This is a genomic window from Candidatus Binatia bacterium, from assembly GCA_035631035.1.
Classification (GTDB): Bacteria; Eisenbacteria; RBG-16-71-46; order SZUA-252; family SZUA-252; genus DASQJL01.
The window spans coordinates 29,559-46,521 of record DASQJL010000111.1 but is presented as its reverse complement, the minus strand read 5'-3'; the positions used below and the strand labels follow the sequence as shown (position 1 = coordinate 46,521).

Genomic DNA, 16,963 nt, shown 5'->3' with positions numbered 1-16,963 from the left:
CTACGAGGCCACGCCGGACGTCGTGTATGTCGGCTATCTGCCGGGCTACCTGGGCTGGTATCCCTATCACGGCACCGTCGTCTACGGGACCGGGTACCGGTACCACGGCTGGCGGGGCCGGCATCACTACTATCCGCGCCGTTTCACCTGGGGCTTCCACGCCCGGTACAACCCCTGGCTGGGCCGGTGGAGTTTCGGCTTCAGCTACAGCACGGGCTTCCTCCGTGTCGGCAACCGCTGGCGCTCGGATTCCTCCGTCGCCCGCGGCCGCACCCGGTCGAAGTGGTTCGGCCCGGGCGGATTCCGGCGCCCGCTGGTGGCTCAGGACATGGCGCTGCTGCGCACCCGCCCGCGACGCGTGCGGAACGCCGCGTTGGAAGGGCTGCCCTCCAACCTCTACAACCGGCCGGAGAACGTCACGCGCGTCGATCGCGTCCGCAGCCGCTCGATCGCCCGGCCGATCACCCGTCCATCCCCTGTCCCCAACGACGTGTTCGGCGGCAAGGACGGACGCGTCTATCGCCGCGAGGGAGATGGAACGTGGCGGGTGAGAACCGGCAGCGAATGGAAGCCGACGAACATCCCGGTCCTTCCGCCATCGACGACGACCACGCGGGAACGCGAAGAGACGCCCCTTCCCCCGGCCAAGCCCACGCCGCCCCAGGAGAACCGGCGGCGAGGCGAGCCGGCGGTCGAACGCCCGGCTCCGCCCCGCAACAATACGCCCGATCAGCCCACGCCCCCTCGCGACCGGCCGTTGCCGCCGCGCGAGCGGCCCGCGCCTCCGCGCGAGCGGCCGATTCCACCGCGCGAGCGGCCGACGCCTCCGCGTGAACGGCCGGAGCCCCCTCGGGAACGGCCGTCGCCACGTCAGGAGAGAGCAACGCCTTCACGGGAGCGTCCCGCGCCCGGCGACCTGGAGCGCGAGTACCGCGCGCGCGAGCGATCGAATCGCGAAGACAAGCCCGAGCCCCCGCCGGCCGTGCGCCCGAAGCCGGCGCCGGAGGAACCCCGGGACAAGAAGTCGGAGGAGCCTCGTCAGGAGAAGCAGCGTTCGCGAGAGGACGTGAAGCGCGAGCGCGGCCGTTGACGCCGCGCTACAGGGCGCGCCGGCGAAACGCCCGCACGCCCAGCGCGAGTGCGATGACGACGTAGCCGATCGCCCACCACACCATCGCCGCGCTCGGAACCGACACCGGCGAGAAGGGCGACCCGCCCAGCTCGCGCAGAATGGTGGGCTGCATCTGGGTGGCGGCGAGCTGCCAGAGCGATTCGCTCGGCATGATGAGGCTGGCCACGGTTCCCACCTGTGCGGCGGCGGTGTTGTCGGCGTAGGTGCCGATCTGCTCCACCCAGTTTCCGATGAAGGCGAGCCCGAAGAGGCCGAACGCGAGGATGCCGTTGGTCACGGTGCTCAAACGCGAGCCGCCCGCGATGGAGAGGGTGAGGAGCACCGTTCCTTCGAGGAGCATCAGCGGCAGTCCCCTCAGGACGCCGGGCGGTGTGAAGTGGGCGAGCGCCCGCGTGAGGGCGAGAACGCCGCCGGCGAGCAGGAGAAGGTAGGCGCCCATGACGAGCCAATGCCCGAGCCACTTCCCGAGGACGATGTCGCGCCGGCGGATGGGCCGCACCGCGACCGTCTGGATGACCCCGGAAGCGATCTCGCCGGAAAGGGTATCGACCGGGAGGAGGACGGCGGTCATGACCGTGAGGAGGCTGGACGCGTAGAGGCCGGCCAGGGTCATGACGTTGAGAAAGACGCGCCGCTCGAGGATCGACGTCTCGTGCGCCGACACGTCGCGGACGATGAAGTGGAGTCCCACGCCGTAAAGCGTGAGGAACGCCAAGCCGGCGATCAGGGCCGCGAGCAGGATCTTCCGGCGCGCGGCCTCGTGGATCGTCAGGTGCGCGACCGTCAGCACGCCGCCCGGTCTCATCCGGGCCTCTGATCTTCGCCCATCACCTCGAGGAACCACGACTCGAGCGACTTGTGGGCGACGCGCATCTCGTAGACGGGAACGCCGCGCTCCACGAGCGCTCGAGCCAGCTCGGGCAGGCGCTCTTCGCCGGGCACCTCGACGCGGAGCCTGGCCTGGGGGCCTTCCGCACCGGGTGAGGCGCCGTCCAGCACGCGGCCGAAGCGGGCCGCCGTCTCGCGAGCTTCCGAGGCCATCCCGCCCGTGCGAAGCTCGACCAGGATGCGCGCCTGCGCCTCGCCCACGACCATGTCGTGGACCGTGCGCCCTTCCTTCACGAAGGACACCCTGCTGCAGGTGGCCTCGACCTCGCCGAGCAGGTGCGAGTTCAGGAACACGGTCGTGCCGCTCTGCCCCAGCTCGTGGATGAGGTCCCGCACCAAGAGCCTTCCCAGAGGATCGAGCCCCGACGTGGGCTCGTCCAGGAATACCAGCTCCGGCTGGCCCAGGAGCGCCTGCGCCAGGCCCACCCGCTGCATCATCCCCTTCGAGTAGGTCCGGATGGGACGCCGGGCCGCGTCCTGGAGATCCACCCGGGCGAGCAGCGTCTCGGCGCGCGCGCGGCCGTCCGACGCGCTGAGCCCGAGGAGCCGCGCGTGCAGGTGCAGGAGCTCGCGCCCCGTGAGCCACTCCTGGAATCGGAAGTGCTCGGGGAGAAATCCCAGCCGTGCGCGCGTGCGGCGGTCGCCCAGCGGAGCGCCCAGGACGCTGGCCGACCCGGAGGTGGGCGCCACCAGCCCGAGCAGCATCTTGATCGACGTGGTCTTCCCCGCCCCATTCGGGCCCAGAAAACCGAAGACCTCTCCCCGGCGCACGACCAGGGAGAGGTCCTCGACCGCGGTCTTCGCGCCGAACTGCTTCCGCAGCCCGCGCGTCTCGATGACGTGCTCGGTCACGACGCCTACGAGACCGACTCCGCCATCTGCATCAGATCCCGTCCGGTGAGGTTGCCCTGGAGGCAGAACACGCGCTCCCCCTCCGTCCACATCAGCACCGCTCCCTCGCGGCGGCGCTGGTCGGGCCCGCGGTCGACCGTCGTGATCAGGAGCCCCGGCTGTCCGTGCACGGTCACCTGCCGGAACGTGCTGGCGTTCATCGGCACCGGCACGAGCAGCGTGCTCCGCCAGTCGGTGGAGCGCGCGATCCGGTGCGCCTCGCCGGCGTCCAAGCCCAGGACGCGCAGCCCGATCTCGGCCAGCCGCTCCACGTCCCAGCCCGCCGGAACCGAGACCTCCGGGCTCCGCGCCTGGACCAGCATCGCCCTCCGGCTACGCGGCGAGCGGAACTTCTGGAACACCATGGGAGGCTTCTTCACCTCGATCCAATGCCCGTCCAGCCCGGAGGGAACCTGGACGTCGTTCAGGTCCAGCCGCTGGAGGACCGCTCGCAACTTCGCCTCGCTGAAGGACAGCCTCATCGCCCCCGCTCCCACGACGAAGACGCTGTCGGCGGCGAGTCCCTCGGGCAGATAGGACGGCGCGCTCACCGCAAACCCGGCCTCGGGCGCGGCCGCCTCCCGCGAGGGAACGTAGCGCATCGGTCCCGGATCGAGCACCGTCTCCTCGCGATCGAGCACGAGGAGTCCGTGATCCTTCCCCTGCTCCAGTGAGCGCAGCGTCTCGAACCGCGACTCGCTGAACGGGACCGCGGCGAACCGCCGCACCCGGAACAGCTCGAGGAAGGACTGGGCGGAGACGCGCACCGAGGGGATGGCGAAGAGCGCGGCCACGACCGCCACGCCTGCGACGACGGCGGCCAGGCGCACCACGCCCCGCGCGGCGAGCGGGCGCCGCTCCTCCAGCCGCCGCAGCCGCTCGCGCAGATCCCGAGCAAAGCGCGGATCGGGATCGCGGCGATATTCGTGAAGCATCCGATCGTCCATCGTCAGGCTCCTTCGTCCCAGTCGGCGCGCAGTGCCTGCACCGCACGGTGCAGGATGGTTCCGACGTTCGATTCGCTGAGGCCCGTCATGCGGGCGATTTCCCGATTCGTGCACTCGGATCCGTACTTGAGCGCGAGCAGCTCCCGCTCGCGCTCCGGGCGCCGCTCCAGAAGGCGCCCCAGCCGGTCCTCGTCGGAGCGGCGCTCGGCGATCTCCTCGGGCGTGGGGCCGGCGGGGATCTCCGCGGCCTCGTCGAGCGGAACCAACGCTCGCGCGCTCCGGAAGTGATCGACGGCGACGTTCCGGGCCACGGCGAACAGCCAGGTTCCGAATGCGGCCCGGTCGCGGCGGTAGCGCTCCCTCGCGCTCCAGGCCTTCTCGAACGTGGCGGCGGTCAGGTCCTCCGCCAGCGGGCCGGGCCCGACGCGGTAGCGGAAGAAGTTGTAGATCCTCGGCAGCTGCTCCGAGAACGAAGCGTCCCAGTCGGTTGCGCGCGCCTTCTGCACCCAGAGCCAGAGGCGCGCCGCAGTCGCGTTACCGTTCGCCATGGCATGACATGATACGGATGAGCGGGGGAAGTATCACGCGGTCAGGTCAGTCGGGAATGCGGCCGGTGTAGAGGTTCGTCACCAGCCAGGGTTTTCGCTTCAGGAGCTCGACGATCGGGGGCGGCGGTACATCCTTGGAAGCGGCCCGGGCGCGAAGCGGCGACTCCGGCCATTCGAAGGGCAGCTCCACGTACGCGTCCGGCCCGGTGGCGCGCTCCAGGAACTCCAATGTAGCCCGCAGCACGGCGCGCTGGCCGTCCGCGTCGCCCACGGCCCCGAGCGTCCTTCCCGGCGGATAGCTGATGCCCGCGATCCGCGGCACGCCGACCGCGCGGGTCAGCTCCGGGATCCACGAGAGAATCACCGTCGCGATGCCGCTGGCTTCCAGGACCCGCTGGACCAGTCCGACGGACCGGCAGCAGAAGGGTCAGGCGGGCACCAGCGCCGCCGCATCCACGCCCTCGGCGCGCATGCGCCCGGCGATGGCCGGCGCCGTGGTCACGAGCAGTTCCGTCGGGTCCAGGATGTAGCCCATCATCGAATAGTGCGTCGGCGCCGCCCGTCCGACGAAACCCTTCGAAGCGAGCTCCGCCAGCCGGCGCATCGGCAGCACCACGTCCAGGTCGGCCTCGCCGAAGCGGGGATCGATGTGGAGGTGATACACCTTGATGTCGCGCTCCGTGGTCCCCAGCGGGATCGTGCGGAAGCTCGGGTCGCCCCACCACGGGTCGCGCCGCTCCCCTTCCTGATCGAACGGCCGGTCATCGTTGCGCGCCACGGCGGCGGACGTGACCAGAGCCACGGTGCACTCGCCGAGCGGCTTCGAAAGCGGCGTGAAGGGAATGGAGCCGGGCTTCTCCCGCGAGGCCCAGGCCTTCATGACCTGCTTCGAGGCGAAATCGAGGAAGCGGTAGGAGTCGATGGGCATCGCACCGCACTCTACACCCCCCGGGAAGCACGCACTAGACGCTGACAACGCAAGCCCAACGCGTTAGACTCCGCCGCCAATGCCTCTACAACCCGGAACCAAGCTCGGCACTTACGAGATCCTCGCGCCCCTCGGGGCCGGGGGCATGGGCGAGGTCTACCGCGCTCGCGACACGCGGCTGGGTCGCGAAGTGGCGATCAAGGTCCTCCCCAAGGATCTGGCCGCCACGGCGGAGATCCGCGCCCGCTTCGAGCGCGAGGCGCGGCTCATCTCCTCGTTCAACCATCCCAACATCTGCACGGTCCACGACGTCGGGCACGAGGGCGACGACTTCTTCCTGGTCATGGAGCTGATCGACGGGCAATCGCTCGCCGACCGCCTCCAGCAGGGCCCGCTCCCCACCGCCGAGGTGCTCCGCTACGGCATCCAGATCGCGGACGCGCTCGACAAGGCGCACCGCGCGGGGATCATCCACCGCGACCTGAAGCCCGGCAACGTCATGATCACCAAGAACGGGGCGAAGCTCCTGGACTTCGGGCTCGCGCGGAGCGGCGGGCCGGTGGCCGGCGCGGCCGGCTCCGGGACGCACTCCCCCACGATGAGCCGCCCCCTCACCGCCGAAGGCACCATCGTCGGGACGTTCCAATACATGGCGCCGGAGCAGCTCGAGGGAAGCGATGCCGACGCGCGCACGGACATCTGGGCGCTGGGATGCGTGCTCTACGAGATGGCGACGGGCCGGCGCGCCTTCGAGGGGAAGAGCCAGGCGTCGCTGATCTCGGCCATCATGTCGAAGGAGCCGCCGCCCATCGCGCAGATCGCGCCAATGAATCCGCCCGCGCTCGACCGCCTGGTGAAGGCGTGCCTCGAGAAGAACCCCGACGACCGGATCCAGACCGCGCACGACGCGAAGCTGCAGCTCCAGTGGATCCTGGAGGGCGGATCGCAGGCGGGCGTCGCCGCGCCCGTGGCGGCCCGCCGGAAGTCGCGCGAGCGCCTCGCGTGGCTCGCGCTCGGCGCCATGACCGTCGTCGCCGTCATCCTCGGCGCGGCCGCCTTGAAGCCCAAGCCGGTGTCGCGCCCCGTGATTTTCGAGCTGACCCCGCCGGCGCAGGTGCGCGCGATCGATCTTCCCCGCATCTCCCCCGACGGCCGCCGGCTCGCGTTCAACGCGATCGATTCCCTGGGCACGCAGAGCATCTGGGTGCGTCAGATGAACTCCCTCGACGCGCAACGGCTGCCCGGCACGGAGGGGGCGTCGCGCCCCTTCTGGTCCCCGGATAGCCGCTTCCTCGCCTTCTTCACCGGCGGCAAGCTGTACAAGATCGACGTGGCCGGAGGTCCTCCGATCGCGATCTGCAACGCCCCGCGCGGCGCCGACGGGTCGTGGGGCACCCGGAACGTGATCCTCTTCGACGGCACGTCGGCCGACTCGGTCCAGAAGGTCTCGGCGGCGGGCGGTACCCCGACGGGAGCGACCCGGATCGATCGCCCGAACGGAGAGACCTACACGGCGTGGCCCCAGTTCCTCCCCGACGGACGCCACTTCATCTACGTGGGCTACGGCTCGGCCGCCGACGTGCGGAAGCTCCACATCGGGTCGATCGACTCCAGGGACGTCACCACGATCGGGGACGCGGCTTCGAGGGTGGAGTACGCGGCCGGTTACATCCTCCAGGTCCGGGATAACGTCCTCCTGGCGCAGAAATTCAACCCCGGCGCGCGGAAGCTGGCGGGCGACCCCTTCCCCGTGGCCCAGAACGTCGAGGCGGGAGTGTCGGGCTCGGCCCGGTTCTCGGCGTCGTCGGAGGGGACGCTGGTCTACCGGAGCGGCGGCAGCGAGAGCACCAACCGGCTGGTCTGGGTCGACCGGAGTGGCAAGGAGGTGGGCGTCGTCGGCAGTCCGGGGCGCTATTCCAACCCGTCGGTCTCCCCGGACGGAACGGAGCTCGCGGTCGCGATGCGGCCCTCTGGCGGCGGCAGCGCCTCGATCTGGACGATCGACCTCTCGCGGAACCTGGGCTCGCGGTTCACCTTCACGACCACCGATGCCGATAATCCCGTCTGGTCCCCGGACGGATCGCGGATCGCCTTCAGCGTGGACCGGAGCGCGTTCGCCGACCTGTACCTGAAACCGTTCGGAGGAACCGGCGCCGACTCCCTGCTCGTCCGGCATGACGAAGCCGACGTCCCCTGCAGCTGGTCCTCCAGCGGGGATTGGCTCTTTCACTTCACGCGGTCGTCCGAGCGCCCCAACTGGGATGCCGAAGCACTCTCGATGCGCGACCGCCGTTCGGTTCCCGTCGCGGCCAGCCCGTTCCACGAATTCCAGCCGGCCCTTTCCCCGGATGGGACCCTCGTAGCCTACGGGTCCACCGAATCGGGCGGCGCCGAAGTCTATGTGCAGGCCTTTCCGGGGCCCGGCGGCAAGTGGAGGGTCTCGAACGCTGCCGGCGCCGAGCCGCGCTGGCGGGGCGACGGAAGGGAGCTGTTCTACCTGGGCGATGACCGGCGCCTGATGTCCATCACGGTGACTCCGGGGACTCCGCCCAAGTTCTCGCTGCCGCAGCCGCTCTTCACCGCGCCGGTGAGCCCCGATCAGCAAACGCGCAATCGCTACGACGTCTCGAGGGACGGCCAGCGTTTTCTCATCGTCCAGACCGCGAACCAGGCCGCCGTCGGTCCCACCACCGTTGTTCTCGACTGGCTGGGGATGCTCGAGAAGCAATAACCAGCGTCACGTGGATTACCCCTCGATCTTGTAGATCTCCCGCTTCCCGTGATCCACCAGCTCGTGATAGTTCCCCATGACCTTCTCGAATTCCTTCATGTCCGCCTCGTTGAATCCCTCGCCGGACATCATCTTCTCGAACGCGGTCAGGCTCGGCACTTCCATCTCGGCCACCAGCGTCCAGTAGCGCTCGGCGCTGAAGTCGGTCATGACGCGGATCTTGCCCATCCCCATCTTCTCGTTGAGCTTCGACATGGCCAGGAATCGCTCGACCAGGGAACGCACCTTCCCCGGCTTGCAGTACATGACTTCGCGGATGAGAAGCATGACTCTCTCCTTGTGAGGAAGGAACGCACCCCGGTACCCTTCCCGGATGGATGTGACGAAACGACCCGACAACTATGCCCTAGGGCGCACCGAGCGCGAAACCCGCCGTTTGATCCTGCAGCATCAGATCTACGGTCCCGTGACGCGGCGCTTCTTCGAGGCGGCGGGGATCGGCGCCGGCATGAAGGTGCTGGACGTCGGCAGCGGCGCCGGGGACGTGGCGCTGCTTCTGGCGGATCTCGTGGGTCCGCGCGGGCGCGTGGTCGGGGTCGACATGAACCCCGAGATCTTGGAGACGGCCCGCGCGCGCGCGGACGCGGCGGGCTGGCGCAACGTCTCCTTCGTCGCCGGAGACGCGCTGCAGCTGGACCTCGACCGCGATTTCGACGTGGTGGCCGGACGCTGGGTGCTCATGCACGTGCCCGATCCGGTGGCCCTGCTCCGGCACCTGGTGACCCGGCTTCGGTCCGGCGGGATCGCCGCCTTTCACGAGAACGACTTCACCTATCCGCCGACCGTGCTCCCTCCCACCGAGCTTTCGGCCCAGATCCAGCGCTGGAGCATCCATCCGTGCGAAGCTCCCGGAGCCGAGATGCGCATGGGGACCAAGCTGCTTCGGACCTACGTGGCGGCCGGTCTTCCGGAGCCTCAGTTCCTGGTCGAGGCGCCCGCGGGCGGCGGCGCCGACTGGCCCGGCTACGAGTACGTGGCCGATACGCTGCGCAGCCTGATGCCCATGCTGCAGCAGCGGGCCGGCGTCGACCCGGACGAGGTGCAGGTGGACACGCTGGCCAGCCGGCTCCGGGAGGACGTCGCCCGCGTCCAGGGAATCCACATCCTGCCGATCATGTTCGGGGCCTGGTCCCGGAGGGGTTGAGACGAGTCATCCAACACGGCGCGCGGCTTCGATCGTGAAGCGGTGGAGCCCGACCAGGCCGTCGGGATCCAGCAGCGGGCCGAGGTAGCCCCCTCCCAGCACGAACGCGATCGGAGTGCCGCCCTCACGGCACCACTCGAACACGAGGCGTTCCCGCGCTTCGAGAATCGGGCGCGTGATGCCCGCCAGCCCCCCGATCGAGCATCCCTCGAACGGGTCCATGCCGGCGTTATAGAGGCAGAGGTCGAATCGCCGCCCGCTCCGGCGAAGCGCGTCCAGCTCGCGCCGGATCACTTCGAGGTAGTCCCCGGGCTGGCGCACCAGGACCGCCCGCATCCGCTCGCCGGGTTCGTAGCCGTCGAAACCGCTGACCGTGACGTCCAGCTGCCAGATCCGCGGATCGCCGGCGATCAAGGAAGCGGTGCCGCCTCCCCAGTGCGCATCCAGGTCCAGGATCAGCACCGTCCCCGCGCCCGAATCGAGCGCGGCGTTCGCCGCGAGCGCCAGTCCGTTGAACGTGCAGAAGCCGACCCCGAACTCCCGCCGCGCGTGGTGCAGCCCGCTCGAGAGCGATCCGGCTATTCCCCGTTCCAGAGCCTCTCTCGCGGCGGCGACCGCGCCGCCATTCGAAGCGAGCACCATCGGCCAGAGTGCGGCGTCCCAGCGAAAGCCCTGGGACTCGGCGAGCCAGCGGGGGAATCCGCACCGGATAGCGTCGGCATACCCGGCGTCATGGATCTTCAGGAGGTCGCTGTCGCCGAGCGGCGCCGGCGGGACGAGCTCTACCCCCTCGATCGGACTCCGCGCGAGGGACTCGGCGATCCAGCCCGACTTGCGCGTGGTCTCGAAGCTGACCTGGGAGCCGGCGTAGGCGGGGCTGTAGAAGACCTTCATGCTAGGGTTCCTCTCCGCTCGAATGTAGCCCGCTCCGGCTCAATCTACAAAGAACGCCTGGCTCGATCTTGCGGAACGAAGGGACGAGGGCGGAAGTGCTTTCGATGCAAGGGATCGGCCTCGTCCCGGGGACTGGGAGCCAAGGGAACGATCGTTGCTCCGATTCCGGAATTCGGTTTCGAACGGAGATGTCCACCCCGGAGCGAGGAGAACACCATGGAACGCACCATGAATCCGAAGGAGCGCGCGACGCGGTCGCGCTTTGACGAATACGAGGACTACGAAGAGCTCGGTAGCGAGAATGGCGGGGAGGGCGAAGGGCTGGCGAACGCCCTCGGCTGGTTCAGCATCGGCCTCGGCGCGGTCGAGACGGCGGCGCCGGGAGCGGTCGCGCGCTTCCTGGGAATCCCCCGTCGCGATCGCGCGATCCGGTCGATGGGCATGCGGGAGATCACCGCGGGGATCGGCATCCTCACGAAGGGGCGGCCGGCGAAGTGGATGTGGGCTCGGGTCGCGGGAGACGTGATCGACCTGGCGATGCTCGGCGTGGCGGCCCCGTCGTCGCAGCGGCGGGATCGGGTCGCGATCTCCGCGGCGCTGGTCGGCGGGATCCTCGCGCTGGACGTGTACTGCGCCCGGCGGCTCGCGTCGTAGCCCGTCCAGGACCTTCGGGGCGAGGGCCCGGCGCTATTCCCGCTCGGCTTCGGCGAGGATCTCTTCCAGCGCCAGGCTCTCGCCCGCTTTCATCCCGGCCTCGACCTCTTCCTCGCTCGCGCCTCGGTGCGTGATGTCGCGGAACGATTCGATGATGATCTCCATCTCCACCTGATTCGGGTCATGCTTCCGCGTGAACCCGATCCAGGCGAGACCCCGGGCGCGGTCTCCGCGCTGAATCTTCAGGATTCCATGGAAGAGAGGCAGGGCCGTCAGGGGCACTCCGAGCTTTCGGCTGGTCGCGGCCAGGGAGGCGATCCACTTGCGCGCCTCCGCTTCCTGGCCCCGTTTGATGCTGACCGTGGCGAGAGCGCCCTCGTTGGTGGGCCGGAGGCCGGGAGTTCCGATCTGGTCGGCGATGGCGATCGATTCCTTGGCGAACTTCTCCGCGCGGTCCAGCTTCCCTGTCACGGCGTTCATGGCCGCCAGATTGCAGAGAGCCGTGGCGGCGTTCGCCCGGTAGCCGACCTCGCGGTTGATCTCGAGCGCCGCGAGAAAGGCCCGTTCCGCCTCCTCATCGCGCCGAAGGAGATTGAGCGCGATGCCGAGTGAGTTGAGGCCGATGGCCTCGTTGAGCCGGTCCCCCGCTTCGCGAGCCAGCTGGACGCTCTCCTCATGGTACGCCCGCGCCCGGTCCGGGTCGGTCATGCAGACCGCGTTCCCCATCATGCGGAGATTCATGATCAGGGATTCGCGGTCCTTGGCCCGCCGCGCCGCCTCGAGCGCCGCGCCGGCCCGTTCCGCCGACAGCGCCGAATTCCCCTGCCACATGGCCAGGCGGGCCAGCTCACCGAGCGTTCGCGCCTCGAGAGCGGGGTGATCGAGCGAACGCACCTCGGTGAGAACCGCCTCGAGAATCCGATCCGCGGCCCGAAAATTGCCGCGGAAACTTTCGATCTGGGCGCGGAGGAGCCCGACACGCACCCGCTCCTCGGCGTGCAACGTCCCCTCCAGCAGCTCCCAGGCGCGCCCGGCCAGCGCCTCGGCCTCCTCGAACGCGGAAAGATCCAGAGCGCGCTCCCCCGCGTTCCGGAGCTGTGCGGAGGCTAGCGCGGGCTCCTCCGCCCGAGCGTAGTGCTCCGCCACGAGGAGCGTGTGCTCCCCCGCGCGCTCGCCGCCGATCTCCAGGAGCCAGTCGCCGACCAGCTTGTGGAGCATGCGGCGCTGCCGTGGGATCACGGTCTCATAGGTGACGTCGCGAAAGATCGCGTGCCGAAACACGTATTCGACCGTGCCGGCGAACCCCGACTCCTCGCGACGGAGGATCATTTCACGGGCGCGCAGCTCCTCGAGCATGGAGTGCACCTCGGCCGGGGTCAGCCCCGCGCTCTCCTGGCTCAGATGGATCACCGCGGCGTCCCAGAAGATGCGCCCGATCACCGAGGAGCGCTGCAGGAGCTGATGCAGGCCCGGCGGCAGCGTGTCCAGGCGGGCCTGCAGAACCCCGGTGAGCGTGGCCGGGATGCGCACGCTCGAAAGGCGTGTCGTGTCGACCGACCAGGTCGGGTCTCCCTTCACGATGACGCGGTCGTCGATCAGGGCCTTGATCAGCTCCTCGATGTAGAAGGGATTGCCGTCCGCCCGGTCCACGACGAGATCGCGAAGGGCCGCCGGCACCTCGGGCACGTTCTTCAGCAGCTCGCGGACCAGCCGGCGGCTGGAGAGCTGGGACAGGGGTTCGAGCTGGATCCGCTCGTGGAAGCGCTGCCCCTCGCCCCATTGGGGCCGCCGCTCGTACAGGCTCGGCCGCGCCATGCAGAGGACGAACAGCGGCAGATCGGTGTTCTCGCGGACCAGGTTGTTGATCAGGTCCAGGGATCGGTCGTCGGCCCAGTGGATGTCCTCCACGTGGATCATGACCGGGTTCGCCTTGGACGCGGTCGTGAAGAGCTCCCCGAGGTACCCCTGGGCCTCGCGCCGGAACAGGTCTCCCTCCTTCAGCGCCGCTTCCATCCCCGGTTGCGTGGAAAAGTCGAATCCGACGAGCTGCCCGATGAAGTTGGCCTTGCGCTCCGAGCCGGTCCCGAGGAATTCCGCGATCCCCTTCACGAACTTCTCGTGCACGACCGCGAGCGTATCCGAGTCGAGGATCTGGAACCGGAATGAAAAGAGATCGCGCGTGAGCGAGTAGGGCTGGAGCATCGAGGGTTGCGTGGCGCGCGCCTGGAAGAACCAGACCGTGGTCTCCTGCAGGTCGATCCAGTTGCTGAATTCGTAGAGCAGCCTCGATTTCCCGACGCCGGCCTCCCCCACCACCGTCACGACCTGCGTATCGCCGTCCTCGAGCGTGAGCGTGAGGGCCTCCTGCAGGAGGCGCAGCTCGATCTCGCGTCCGATCATCCTGGTCTCGACGCCCTCGATCCCGCGGGCGCGCAGGCGGAACGCGCGTGGCTTCGCCTGCGTGACCACGTAGACGTCGATCGGATCCTTGCGGCCCCGGATCCGGAGCGGCTCCCGCTGCTGGAAGTTGAACACGCCGCGGACCAGCGTGAACGTCTCGTGCGCCACCAGGATCTCTCCCGGAGGGGCCGCGTCCTTGAGGCGTCCGGCCAGGGTGATCGGCGCCCCGCTCGCGGTGTAGGAGCCGCTCGCGGTGTCCCGCTCGAGGAGCACCGCGCCGGTCGTGATGCCGGCCCGGAAGGGGAGGGGATTTTCCTCGGTGGGCTCCCACTTCGCGCCGAGCGCCTGGCGCGTCTGGGCCAGGAGCTTCGCGCGCATGGCGAGCGCGGCGCGGATCGCGTTCTCCGAGTCGTCCTCGCGCGCGCGATCGCGCCCCCAGAGGATCAGGCCGACCTCCTCGGCGCGGCTGTGCACCGTCCCGCCGAACTCCTTGGCGATCGCGGTCAGGACGGCCCAGAGCGGATCCATCGCGGCACGAACGCGCTCGGCGTCGGCGCCCTTCTCGTAGAGGATCTCCGCCAGCTCCTTCACGTCGATCGAGACCGCCGTCATCTGGCGCTGCTGCTCCGAGGGAGTCGACCCGCTCGGCGTCTCCGGCTCGGCCGCGGCTTTGCGGCGCGCGTTCAGCTGATCGACGGAGATCGTCTGGGTCATCGACCGGATCTCCGAGGGGGCGTCGCTGGGCTTGATCTTCAGTGCGCGCATCAGGGCGTCCACGAGCTCGGAGGCGGTCGCGTACCGGTCGCCCGGCGCCTTGGCCATCGCGCGGGCAAGCACGGCGTCGACCGCCTTGGGCAGGTCGCGAGCACGCTCGCTCGCCCGGGGAATGGGGCTGTTGAGATGGGCGAGGATCACTTCGAAGCCGTTCTCGTGCTCGTAGGGCGCGGAGCCCGTGAGCGTCTCGAAGGCGATGACCCCGAGCGAATAGATGTCGGCGGCCCGGTCCACCTTGCCGTCGCCCCGCGCCTGCTCGGGGGACATGTACCCGGGCGTGCCGATCATGAGCCCGGTGCCCGTCAGGTCCTTGTCGCCCCCGGCGGCGCGCGCGATCCCGAAATCGGTCAGGAAGGCGTTCCCCTCGCGGTCGATCATCACGTTCGAGGGCTTGAGGTCGCGATGCACCACGCCCTGCCGGTGCGCGTAGTCGAGCGCGCCGGCCAGCTGGCGGAGCAGGAAGAGGAACTCCCCGCGCGGGACCGGCCCCTTCTGGTGGACCTGCTTCAGCGTGCCCCCTTCGAGATAGCGCATCACGATGTAGGGGGGATCGTGCTCGCCGTCGAAATCGTAGACGGGCAGCAGGTGCGGATGCTCCAGCCGGGCGATGAGCCGGGCCTCGCGCTGGAAGCGCTCCCGGAGGTCCTTGTCGTGAAGGATGCTCGACCGGATCACCTTGATGGCCACGTGCCGGTCCATGCTGGGCTGGTAGGCCCGGTAGACGGTGGCCATGCCGCCGGAGCCGATCTCCTCGGTGATTTCGTACGCGCGCAGCTTCTTACCGATCATCGGGGACGCCGTCCTCTTGGGTTTGATTGCCGGTGGCCTTCGTCTGAGAGGGTACAGCAATGGTGCGAGCCAGGCATGACCGGTTCCCATCGCTGTTCCATGGATTCCGTCGGAGATGGATCATCCGCACCAGGAGCCTTCTCGCTTGATTTATGGCCCTGAATCAGATATAGTAAGGGATCTAGCCATCCGTAATTCTCGAGCCAGCCGTCCTGCCGAATGGACCCGCTCCGTCGGCAGTAAGGGGGGACAAATGGCCAAGAGGAAGCGGACCCGCCGAGATTCAAACACGCCCCAAGGCTCCTGGCTCGACCATCTGGCTTTTGACCCTGCCGAGCATCCCGATGCACGGGCCATCAGCGGCTTCCTCAAGACCACGAATGCGTCCAAGACGAATGCGCCCAAGACGGTCGTTCTCTATCTCAACCTGGACTTGAACACGTTCCTGGAGGTCCAGACCAAGGATATTCTGGACCAGAAGACGATGGGCGAGGAACCCGCACGCACCGTTTTGTGGCTCAAGGGAACTGCCGTGATCCGAGAAGTGATGGTTGCGCGGATCGATGATCAGGCGCGCTTCCTGAGTGGAAGACTTGCGGATCAGTACCTTCAGCAGGCAGCGTCGCGATCGTGGCCCATCGATTGGCCTCAGGGTACGACGACGAACCAAGAGTCCCGGGTCTTCGGCTGCTTCACCAATTCCATACGCTGCGGCTAAGGGGAGGGGCTCACCCCGGTTTTAGACGCCGCCTGCAAATCCCGGTCCCGGACCGATGCTGGACGAAACCGAAATCATCCGCGTGCTGCTTCGATCTGGTCTCCTGGACGAACGGACACTACTCGATGAGCAATTGTGCATCGAAGGCGCCCAGGGAAGGAACCGCAGCCACAGAATTCACTCGCCTGAGGGGCCCTGCTATTTCGTGAAGCAGGGAAATGGCCCTGAGGCGGTCTCCTCGGTGCATCGAGAAGCCTCGATCTACCAGTACCTGCTTTCTCAATCTCCCCGCAACGCACTTCACGACGCCCTGCCCGAGTTTTTCGGCTATCACGAACGCGATGGACTACTCGTACTAGGCCTGTCGCGGGGCGCACAAACGCTTCGGGATTTTTACGCGAATCATGGACGCATTCCGGGCGGGGCGGCCGTGGCCATGGGTCGGGCCCTGGCTGCCCTTCACCGACTGCCTCCACGAAGGGAGCCCGGCGGCGGCATGCGTTTCGGCCCGGCATGGCCCCTCTCGATTCACCGGCCGTGGATCGGCGTGTTGCGTGAGGCCAGTTCCGCCAATCTGGACCTCATCGCCGCGATCCAGGAGTTTCCCGCTTTCGGCGCTCATCTCGACGACCTCCGAACCAAGTGGCGGCCCCGCACCTTAATCCATTTTGATCTCAAGGCGGATAACTGCGTCATGACTCCTCGAACACCGGCCGATTGGGCACTCAAGATCGTGGACTGGGAGACGTGCGAAACCGGCGACCCCAGCTGGGATGTTGGCTCCGTCTTCTGTGACTACTTGAGTCTCTGGGTGCATGCGATACCCGTCCTCGCCGATGCCACCCCACAACAATTCCTCGAACTCACCCGGTTTCCCCTCGACAGGATGCGTTCGCCGGCTCGCGCGTTCTGGAACTCGTATGTACAGGAGCTGAGGCTGACCGACGGCGAAGCCAGAGAGGCCCTTCTCCTGGCCCTGCAGTACTCGGCGGCGCGCCTTCTTCAAGCGGCATTTGAACGAACGCAGACGATAGAGCACCTTACCGGCACGGTCGTCTGCATGTTGCAGCTCAGCTGGAATATTCTGGAGCGGCCCGGGGAGGCGGCGCATCAGCTTCTCGGTATCGCCGCCTGACGCATTGACGGCAACCGGGCGATTCCGCGAACAACTGGAAGCCATCCTGGATGCGGTGACCTGGAAGGGGGAGACCTTCCGGTGGCGAGGAGCGCCCCCGCCGTCGCTCCCTCGGCGCATCCGAAATGCGCTCACTTCGGAAGCAAGACAAGCATTCCGACTTAGCATCCTTACCGATACCCTTTACCGCCGTTTCTACTGCAGCGGCGGTCTGACCTCGGACTTTGGTTCGGTGGCTCCTGCGCCGGTCGGCCTGGCGACCGAGTTCTTGACCGAACTCTCGCGAGCCAATACCGGCGCCGGCTCATGGGGAGCCGGATGGCATCCCGT

The 16,963-nt window shown here is 68.3% G+C and carries 15 protein-coding genes; 6 read left to right on the top strand and 9 right to left on the bottom strand.

What is annotated here, in order from left to right:
- A partial coding sequence (locus VE326_11850) for a hypothetical protein (protein ID HYJ33903.1) occupies positions 1-1,090 on the top strand: 1,090 nt, incomplete at its 5' end.
- 7 nt (positions 1,091-1,097) lie between these two features.
- On the opposite strand, the gene VE326_11845 is transcribed toward VE326_11850, so the two are convergent.
- The 6 genes from VE326_11845 to VE326_11820 form a co-directional block, all read right to left on the bottom strand.
- Positions 1,098-1,937 carry an ABC transporter permease subunit gene (locus VE326_11845; GenBank protein HYJ33902.1) on the bottom strand — a complete coding sequence of 280 codons (840 nt, stop codon included), beginning with the start codon at positions 1,935-1,937 and terminating at the stop codon, positions 1,098-1,100.
- Positions 1,934-2,872 (bottom strand): ABC transporter ATP-binding protein, encoded by a 939-nt coding sequence (locus VE326_11840; protein HYJ33901.1) that lies wholly within the window; start codon positions 2,870-2,872, stop codon positions 1,934-1,936. The genes VE326_11845 and VE326_11840 overlap by 4 nt, the downstream gene beginning before the upstream one ends.
- A 5-nt stretch (positions 2,873-2,877) precedes the next feature.
- A complete protein-coding gene (locus VE326_11835; protein ID HYJ33900.1) occupies positions 2,878-3,858 on the bottom strand; it encodes a hypothetical protein in 981 nt (326 codons plus the stop codon).
- A 2-nt stretch (positions 3,859-3,860) separates the two neighbouring features.
- Positions 3,861-4,406, bottom strand: a complete 546-nt coding sequence (locus VE326_11830) for a sigma-70 family RNA polymerase sigma factor (protein ID HYJ33899.1) — start codon at positions 4,404-4,406, stop codon at positions 3,861-3,863.
- A gap of 46 nt (positions 4,407-4,452) precedes the next feature.
- Positions 4,453-4,770, bottom strand: a complete 318-nt coding sequence (locus VE326_11825) for a hypothetical protein (protein ID HYJ33898.1) — start codon at positions 4,768-4,770, stop codon at positions 4,453-4,455.
- A gap of 63 nt (positions 4,771-4,833) precedes the next feature.
- Positions 4,834-5,334, bottom strand: coding sequence for a glycine/sarcosine/betaine reductase selenoprotein B family protein (locus tag VE326_11820; protein HYJ33897.1), 501 nt, complete (start codon positions 5,332-5,334; stop codon positions 4,834-4,836).
- Positions 5,335-5,413: 79 nt separating this feature from the next.
- Between VE326_11820 and VE326_11815 the strand changes: the two genes are divergently transcribed.
- On the top strand, positions 5,414-8,065 hold the full coding sequence (locus tag VE326_11815) for a protein kinase (protein ID HYJ33896.1): 2,652 nt from the start codon (positions 5,414-5,416) through the stop codon (positions 8,063-8,065).
- Positions 8,066-8,080: 15 nt separating this feature from the next.
- Here VE326_11815 and VE326_11810 read toward each other — a convergent pair whose 3' ends face one another.
- Positions 8,081-8,392 carry a hypothetical protein gene (locus VE326_11810; protein HYJ33895.1) on the bottom strand — a complete coding sequence of 104 codons (312 nt, stop codon included), beginning with the start codon at positions 8,390-8,392 and terminating at the stop codon, positions 8,081-8,083.
- 46 nt (positions 8,393-8,438) lie between these two features.
- On the opposite strand from VE326_11810, the gene VE326_11805 reads away from it, so the two are divergent.
- Entirely contained in the window at positions 8,439-9,269 is an 831-nt protein-coding gene (locus VE326_11805) for a class I SAM-dependent methyltransferase (GenBank protein HYJ33894.1), read from the top strand.
- A 6-nt stretch (positions 9,270-9,275) separates the two neighbouring features.
- Here VE326_11805 and VE326_11800 read toward each other — a convergent pair whose 3' ends face one another.
- Positions 9,276-10,163: a hypothetical protein gene (locus tag VE326_11800; GenBank protein ID HYJ33893.1), complete on the bottom strand. Its 888-nt coding sequence runs from the start codon at positions 10,161-10,163 to the stop codon at positions 9,276-9,278.
- 216 nt (positions 10,164-10,379) lie between these two features.
- Between VE326_11800 and VE326_11795 the strand changes: the two genes are divergently transcribed.
- Complete coding sequence (locus VE326_11795) at positions 10,380-10,817, top strand: hypothetical protein (GenBank protein ID HYJ33892.1); 438 nt, start codon at positions 10,380-10,382, stop codon at positions 10,815-10,817.
- 33 nt (positions 10,818-10,850) lie between these two features.
- Here VE326_11795 and VE326_11790 read toward each other — a convergent pair whose 3' ends face one another.
- Positions 10,851-14,780: a protein kinase gene (locus VE326_11790; protein HYJ33891.1), complete on the bottom strand. Its 3,930-nt coding sequence runs from the start codon at positions 14,778-14,780 to the stop codon at positions 10,851-10,853.
- Between the two features lie 253 nt (positions 14,781-15,033).
- Between VE326_11790 and VE326_11785 the strand changes: the two genes are divergently transcribed.
- Both VE326_11785 and VE326_11780 read left to right on the top strand, forming a co-directional pair.
- A complete protein-coding gene (locus tag VE326_11785; GenBank protein ID HYJ33890.1) occupies positions 15,034-15,498 on the top strand; it encodes a hypothetical protein in 465 nt (154 codons plus the stop codon).
- A 55-nt stretch (positions 15,499-15,553) separates the two neighbouring features.
- Positions 15,554-16,633, top strand: a complete 1,080-nt coding sequence (locus VE326_11780; protein ID HYJ33889.1) for an aminoglycoside phosphotransferase family protein — start codon at positions 15,554-15,556, stop codon at positions 16,631-16,633.
- The last annotated feature ends 330 nt before the right edge of the window (positions 16,634-16,963 follow it).

Coding starts and splice junctions, on each gene's coding strand:
- VE326_11845 (HYJ33902.1), bottom strand. CDS start 1,937: ATGAGACCGGGCGGCGTGCTGACGGTCGCGCACCTGACGATCCACGAG.
- VE326_11835 (HYJ33900.1), bottom strand. CDS start 3,858: ATGGACGATCGGATGCTTCACGAATATCGCCGCGATCCCGATCCGCGC.
- VE326_11830 (HYJ33899.1), bottom strand. CDS start 4,406: ATGGCGAACGGTAACGCGACTGCGGCGCGCCTCTGGCTCTGGGTGCAG.
- VE326_11820 (HYJ33897.1), bottom strand. CDS start 5,334: ATGCCCATCGACTCCTACCGCTTCCTCGATTTCGCCTCGAAGCAGGTC.
- VE326_11815 (HYJ33896.1), top strand. CDS start 5,414: ATGCCTCTACAACCCGGAACCAAGCTCGGCACTTACGAGATCCTCGCG.
- VE326_11810 (HYJ33895.1), bottom strand. CDS start 8,392: ATGCTTCTCATCCGCGAAGTCATGTACTGCAAGCCGGGGAAGGTGCGT.
- VE326_11805 (HYJ33894.1), top strand. CDS start 8,439: ATGGATGTGACGAAACGACCCGACAACTATGCCCTAGGGCGCACCGAG.
- VE326_11800 (HYJ33893.1), bottom strand. CDS start 10,163: ATGAAGGTCTTCTACAGCCCCGCCTACGCCGGCTCCCAGGTCAGCTTC.
- VE326_11795 (HYJ33892.1), top strand. CDS start 10,380: ATGGAACGCACCATGAATCCGAAGGAGCGCGCGACGCGGTCGCGCTTT.
- VE326_11790 (HYJ33891.1), bottom strand. CDS start 14,780: ATGATCGGTAAGAAGCTGCGCGCGTACGAAATCACCGAGGAGATCGGC.
- VE326_11785 (HYJ33890.1), top strand. CDS start 15,034: ATGGCCAAGAGGAAGCGGACCCGCCGAGATTCAAACACGCCCCAAGGC.
- VE326_11780 (HYJ33889.1), top strand. CDS start 15,554: ATGCTGGACGAAACCGAAATCATCCGCGTGCTGCTTCGATCTGGTCTC.